Source organism: Pseudodesulfovibrio karagichevae (assembly GCF_041414475.1).
GTDB lineage: Bacteria > Desulfobacterota > Desulfovibrionia > Desulfovibrionales > Desulfovibrionaceae > Pseudodesulfovibrio > Pseudodesulfovibrio karagichevae.
The window spans coordinates 1-5,814 of record NZ_JBGLYH010000110.1 but is presented as its reverse complement, the minus strand read 5'-3'; the positions used below and the strand labels follow the sequence as shown (position 1 = coordinate 5,814).

Annotated in this window: 6 protein-coding genes; 2 read left to right on the top strand and 4 right to left on the bottom strand. The window is 63.8% G+C overall.

All coding sequences use genetic code 11. The features are described from left to right. Positions 1-134 precede the first annotated feature (134 nt). The 4 genes from AB6M95_RS19295 to AB6M95_RS19280 all read right to left on the bottom strand — a co-directional run bounded on the left by AB6M95_RS19295 (position 135) and on the right by AB6M95_RS19280 (position 4,284). Positions 135-1,595, bottom strand: coding sequence for a tetratricopeptide repeat protein (locus AB6M95_RS19295; protein ID WP_371388375.1), 1,461 nt, complete (start codon positions 1,593-1,595; stop codon positions 135-137). A gap of 151 nt (positions 1,596-1,746) precedes the next feature. Continuing rightward, on the bottom strand, positions 1,747-3,081 hold the full coding sequence (locus AB6M95_RS19290; protein ID WP_371388374.1) for a tetratricopeptide repeat protein: 1,335 nt from the start codon (positions 3,079-3,081) through the stop codon (positions 1,747-1,749). Between the two features lie 125 nt (positions 3,082-3,206). Next, positions 3,207-3,959 carry an MBL fold metallo-hydrolase gene (locus AB6M95_RS19285; RefSeq protein ID WP_371388373.1) on the bottom strand — a complete coding sequence of 251 codons (753 nt, stop codon included), beginning with the start codon at positions 3,957-3,959 and terminating at the stop codon, positions 3,207-3,209. 73 nt (positions 3,960-4,032) lie between these two features. Then, entirely contained in the window at positions 4,033-4,284 is a 252-nt protein-coding gene (locus AB6M95_RS19280) for a hypothetical protein (protein ID WP_371388372.1), read from the bottom strand. A 133-nt stretch (positions 4,285-4,417) separates the two neighbouring features. On the opposite strand from AB6M95_RS19280, the gene AB6M95_RS19275 reads away from it, so the two are divergent. Both AB6M95_RS19275 and dapF read left to right on the top strand, forming a co-directional pair. Next, the gene (locus tag AB6M95_RS19275) at positions 4,418-4,789 is read left to right on the top strand and encodes a hypothetical protein (protein ID WP_371388371.1); all 372 of its coding nucleotides are present in this window, start codon (positions 4,418-4,420) and stop codon (positions 4,787-4,789) included. An 87-nt stretch (positions 4,790-4,876) separates the two neighbouring features. Beyond that, entirely contained in the window at positions 4,877-5,728 is an 852-nt protein-coding gene (dapF, locus tag AB6M95_RS19270; protein WP_371388370.1) for a diaminopimelate epimerase, read from the top strand. Positions 5,729-5,814: the final 86 nt, after the last annotated feature.

Sequence of the window (5,814 nt, the reverse complement as noted above, 5' to 3'; positions counted from 1 at the left end):
GCCCCCGGAACCGGTGGACGAACAATAAAAGTGTTACCCATGTACCCGGGCAGAACTGTTACCCATGTTTCCGGTTGCACAGAGAACCCTTTTCAAAGGGTTTTTCCTCCCCTTCCCCCGGCCGCCGGAGGCGCTCACAGTTCCAAGTTGGTGAACGGCTTGTGCTTCTTCTTTTTCTTCTTGGGTGGTTCGGGCAGGTTGTCGAGGTCGAGGGTTTGCTCGTCCTTGGGGTGGTGTCGGCGGGAGGATTCGGGCTGGGCCCGCGCCAGGCGGCGAGCCTGGGCGAGCTTGGTATTGGCCAGATCGTTTTCCGGGTCCAGGGTCAGGACGTGTTCGAAGAACGGGATGGCGTCGTCCGGGTAGCGCAGGTCGAGGTAGAGGGAGCCGATGTTCAGGGCCGCGCCCAGGCTGCCGGAGTAGAAATTCGGGTTGATCCTGAGCGCCTTTTCAAAGCAGTCCAGGGCGGTCATGCGCTCGTTGCCCTCCCAGTGGGCCAGTCCCATGTTGTAGTGGATGACCGCGTCCTCCGGGGTGATCTTCAGGGCCCGCTTGTAGACCTCCACGGCCTCGGCCCAGCGGCCCTCGCCGCGCAGGATGATGCCCAGCCGGTTGAAGTGGACCAGGTCGTCGCGGCCGAGCACGCGCTTGGTGTCGATGACCCGGTTCAGGTATTTGACCGCCAGGTCCGGGGCCACGCCGGACACGGCGTCCACGATGCGTTCGGTCAGGTCGCCGACCATGGAGCGGGTCTCGCGCTCGGCGGCCTGGACGCTCTGGTCCAGGTAGCGTTCGGCCTGGGCGTGCTCGCCCTGGCGCAGGTGCTGCTCGGCGATGTCGATCTTGCGTTCCGGGTTGAGCGGCGAGATGGCGTCGAGCTCCTTGAGGTAGGCCAGGGCGCGCTCGTCCTCCATGTCGCGGAAGGCCTCGGCCAGCTTGATGAGCGGGGCCATGAAGATGGGGTTGGCCTCGTGGGCGGCCATGTAGGCCTGGACCGCCGAGTCCACCTGGCCGGTGCCCATGAGCGCGTCGCCGCGCATGGCCAGGCCGCGCGCCGAGTCGGGCCGGATCATCAGGATGCGGTCCGAGGCGGTCAGGGCGGCCACGTAGGTGCGGGCCTCCAGGAGCTTGCGGCAGTGCTCCATCTGGCGGTGCAGCTCCATGGTCGGGGAGATGGCCTCGGCCAGTTCCTCGATGACCTTGTTGGCCGAGGCAGGCTTGACCAGCACGCGGGACACGCCCAGCTCGAAGAAATAGGCCACGGTCTCCTGGGTGGCCTCCCAGGTGAGCACAATCATGCGCGCCTCCGGGCATTCGCGCGACAGGCGGATGATGAAGTCCGTGGACGGGCGGCCGTCGATCATGCGTTCGATGAAGACCACGAAGGGGATGTCCTGCTCGCGCAGCTCCACGCATTTTTCCACGGCCGCGTCCAGGGAGGTGAACGGCAGCAGCGCGTCGCCGCGCAGGCCGATGACCCGGGAGACCATGTTGCGCAGGGCGCGGGTGAACCCGTAGTCGTCCGAGACGTAGACGATGACGCCCCCGTTCTTTTCGATGAAATGGCGGACTATGCTGTCGGCGGATTCGGGCGGCATGCGCATCCCCTTTGGCTGCCGGTGGCGGAGCGGCGATCCGCTCCTTATCCCGACAGTACGTGAAGTGGGGGAAACGGGTCAACCCGGTGCAAGGAAGAGGCGGGTGGAAGCGCCGCCGGTCCCGGTCGCGGGCGGGGCATGGGGAGGGAAATCAGCGCGCGGATTCCTTGAGCGAGGCGAGTTTGCGCGCGGCCGTGGAGTTTTCCGGGTTGAGCGCGAGCGCGTTCTCGAAGCAGGGGATGGCGTATTCGTTTTCGCGCAGGTCGGCGAACAGGGTGCCGAGGTTCATGGAGACCGCCTCGCTGCGCTTATAGAACTCGGGGTTGTGCTCCAGGGCCTTCATGAAGCACTGAGCCGCCCGGTGCTTGTCGCCGCCGTCGTAGAAGGCCATGCCCATGTTGTAGTGCAGCCCCTCGTCCTTCGGGGAGATACGCAGGGCCGCCGCGTAGTTGTCGATGGCCTCCCGCCACTTGCCCTGGCCGCGCAGGGCGATGCCGAGCTTGTTGAACAGGGAGATGTCGTCCTTGTCGAGCCGGCTGCCCTTGGCCTCCAGGACCTTGGTCAGATACTTTTCGGACATGCCCGGATCGTCGGCCACGGCCTCGGAGATGCTTTCGGCCACGGCGCTGATCATGCCCATGGCCTCGCGGGTCACGGTCTCGAGGGCCTGGTCGAAGTAGGTCTCGGCCTTGTCCATCTCACGGCGCTTCACGTGGACCTTGCCGATCTCGGTCTTGCGCTGGGCATTGAGCGGGCTCAGGCGGTCGAGCTTCTTCATGTACTTGAGCATCTCGTCCTCGTCCACGCCCCGGTATGCGTCCACCAGCTTCTTGATGGGCTCCAGGTAGATCTTGGAGCTCTCGTGGGCCCGGTGGTAACTCTCCAGCGCCTTGTCCAACTCGTTCTGGGCCAGGTGCACGTCGCCCTTGAGCATCAGCCCGGCAGGGCTCTCCGGCTTGATCGCCAGGACCTTCTGGGCGATCTTCATGGCCTCCATGAGCTTGCCTGCGGCCAGGCTCCGCTTGCCTTGGTCCATGTACTCGCTGAGTTTGCCCTGGGGTTTGACGGTGAAGGCCAGCTTCTCGATGATGTTGTTCATGGAGGCGGGCTTGGAGATGACGTTGGCCACGCCGATCTCGTAGAAGAAGGCGATATTCTCGCGCTTGGTCTCGCCCACCAGGACGATGATCTTCAGCTCGGGCAGGAGCCGCTTGAGGGTCAGGATGGTGTCCGTGCTGGTGTTGCCGCCGATCATGCGCTCGATGAAGACGATGAATTCCTGGCCCAGCTTGTGCATGGCCTGGACCTTTTTCAACCCCGCGTGGACGGTCTCGGACACGGACAGGCAGTCCCGCTTGGTGCCGATGACCTTGAATATGGTGGAAGTGAGCATCCGCTTGAAGAGCGGATCCTCGCTGATCAGGATAATGTAACCATTAGCCTTTTCAAAATAGTCGTAAACGATGGAATCGTATTTCCCGGCCATAAACTCCCCTGGTAGCGCCGTGCGACAATGATATCCGCGCGTCCGGTTCCGCCGACGCGCTGGGGAAAGAATGCCATGGGACCGGGCAAATTGAAATGATAATTCCCCGGGCCCGCCGGGAGGGCTCAGAGCTCGAACACGTCGCCCGGTTCGGGCACGAAACCGTTGAGCTCGGGCTGGGTGTCCACGGCCATGCGGATCATGGCCATCATGGTGTGGCGGATGGTCCGCTTCATGTGCACCAGGGCGCACGCCTTGGCCCCGGACTTGCGGGCCATGTCCAGGGAGGTGCCCACGTCGCCGTGGCCCAGGGTGATCTCGTCCAGGGTGAATGCCTCGTGGACCACCAGGTCGCAGCTCTCGGCCAGGTCCACGGTGGCGTCCGTGGGCTTGCCGTCGCCCGAATAGTACAGGGACTTGCCCTCGGCATCCAACCGGATGGCCAGGCAGGGCATGGAGTGGTCGTTGAGGGCGAAACGGAAACGGAAGCCGCTGTGCTTGAAGTCCTCGCCGGGCACGCACTCGATGAAGAATATCTCGAACCCGGCCCTGGACAGGGCGTTGGAATAGGCCAGCTCCATGAGCCGGTTGACCCTGGATTCGATGCCGCTCGGGCCGAGGATGGTCAACCGCTTGGTGCGCTTCTCCTCCATGGACCGGACGAGCAGGGCCGGGAGCCCGAAATAGTGATCCGCGTGGAAATGGGAGATGAACACCGCGTCCAGGGCAAGGGGCCTTTCGGCGTGCTCCCACAACCGGCAGGAGACGTTGAAGCCGCAGTCCAGCAGGATCGACGAATTGCCGGACTCCACCAACAGGGAGGTGTTCGGCAAACGTTCGTCAAAGGCCTCGCCCACCCCGACAAAAGTGACGCGCATCGACTGCTCCGTGATCTGAGGTTCCCGCAAGAGGGTGCTATTTAGCAGAAATCACGCGGGAGTGAAAGGCCAATCAACCGTCATCGCGATTGCGCACATCGTCCCGCCAGGAGTTGAGCGGCGCATAGCAGCCCTGCCCGGCGTGCTGGGAGCGCTTGACCTGCTCGGCGGTCTCCGGGGCGAGCATCAGCCCGCACATGTACCGCCCCGCCTCTCCGTCCCAGAACAGGTCGGGGCAGCGGCGCATGTAGCCGTATCTTCTATGGGATTCCATGCAGGGGTCCTGTAGGCAGCACCACCCGCAACCGACGCACGGTTTGGACATGATCGCATTCTCCTGGTCAAGCTGCCCCAGCGATACCGTTACCATCCGCGAAAAGCAAGAATCAGCATCTTGACAGATCGTTCACTCGCATTCATAAACAATCGCTACAGACAAATATGCCAAGAAAGACACAATGAACTACACCGCATGCATACAGCCCATGGAGACCTATCTCAAAATAACCGTCTCCGGCACCATGGAGTCCCTGGAGGACATGGCCGACTTCGCCGAACTGCTCAGCCGGATGGGCGAGGAGTACGGCCTGCGCTGGATGCTGCTCGATGAAAAGCGGCTGAAAAAGCATCTGGACGTCCTGGACGCCTACCGCCTGGCCGAAGCCGACATCACCATGCAGGCCGCGATCCGGGGCGTGCGCATAGCCTGCATGCCCAACCCCGAGGACATCGAGTTCGCCCGGAACATGGAGACCATCCTGCACAACCGGTCCATCAGCTACCGGATCTTCGGGGACGAGGACGAGGCCGCAGCCTGGCTGACCCGCTGAGCGGCCTTCCGGCATCCATACGCAAAAAGAATTGGACCATACCGGCCCCGCGCGTATACCCCTCAAGAAAAATACGAGGATTCTCCCATGAACATATTCACCGACTCCGTGCCCTTCTTCAAGATGCAAGGCTGCGGCAACGACTTCGTGGTCATCGACAACCGTGAACTCGGCATCCCCGAGTCGGCCATGGCGGACTGGGCCAAGGCCGTGTGCGCCCGCGCCTTCGGCGTCTGCGCCGACGGCCTGTTCTTCCTCGAGAACGCCGACGACCCGGCCCTGGCCTACCGCTGGCACTTCTACAACTCCGACGGCTCCCGGGCCGAGATGTGCGGCAACGCCTCGCGCTGCGCCGCAAAGCTGTCCCACGCCATCGGCCTGGCCCCGGCCGAACACTCCTTCGGCACCGACGCCGGACCCATCCGGGCCAAGGTCCTCCTGGACGGCCCGGACGAGGGCCGCGTCAAGGTCCAGCTCACCCCGCCGCTCAAGACCGAAACCGACATCACCCTCGACGTCGACGGCCAGCCCCTGACCGTGCACTTCACCGACACCGGCGTGCCCCACACCGTGGTCTTCGTGGACGACGTGACCAAGGTCGACATCATGGACCTCGGCCCCAAGATCCGCTACCACGCCCACTTCGCGCCCGCCGGAACCAACGTCAACTTCGCCCAGGTCATCGACGAAAACACCATGCTCCTGCGTACCTACGAACGCGGCGTGGAAGCCGAAACCTACGCCTGCGGCACCGGCGCCGCCGCCACCCAACTCCTGGCCCATACCCTCGGGCTGACCGGAGACCACGCCAACCTGACCACCACCGGCAACGAGGTCCTGACCGTGTTCCTCGAAAACAACACCGTCTACCTCCAGGGCGCCGCCGAACTCACCTTCCAAGGCGAACTCTACCTCAAGCCCCTGGGCCTGAGCCTGTAGGTCCGCGCCAGAGACAAACTAAAGCGGCCGCTCCTCTCGGAGCGGCCGCTTTTTTGCCTCCGGCGGCCGGGGGAAGGGGAGAGGGA

Bases quoted from the DNA above. Each gene is read 5' to 3' on its own strand.
- AB6M95_RS19295 (WP_371388375.1), bottom strand. From the start codon at position 1,595: ATGCCGCCCGAATCCGCCGACAGCATAGTCCGCCATTTCATCGAAAAG.
- AB6M95_RS19290 (WP_371388374.1), bottom strand. From the start codon at position 3,081: ATGGCCGGGAAATACGATTCCATCGTTTACGACTATTTTGAAAAGGCT.
- AB6M95_RS19285 (WP_371388373.1), bottom strand. From the start codon at position 3,959: ATGCGCGTCACTTTTGTCGGGGTGGGCGAGGCCTTTGACGAACGTTTG.
- AB6M95_RS19280 (WP_371388372.1), bottom strand. From the start codon at position 4,284: ATGTCCAAACCGTGCGTCGGTTGCGGGTGGTGCTGCCTACAGGACCCC.
- AB6M95_RS19275 (WP_371388371.1), top strand. From the start codon at position 4,418: ATGAACTACACCGCATGCATACAGCCCATGGAGACCTATCTCAAAATA.
- dapF (WP_371388370.1), top strand. From the start codon at position 4,877: ATGAACATATTCACCGACTCCGTGCCCTTCTTCAAGATGCAAGGCTGC.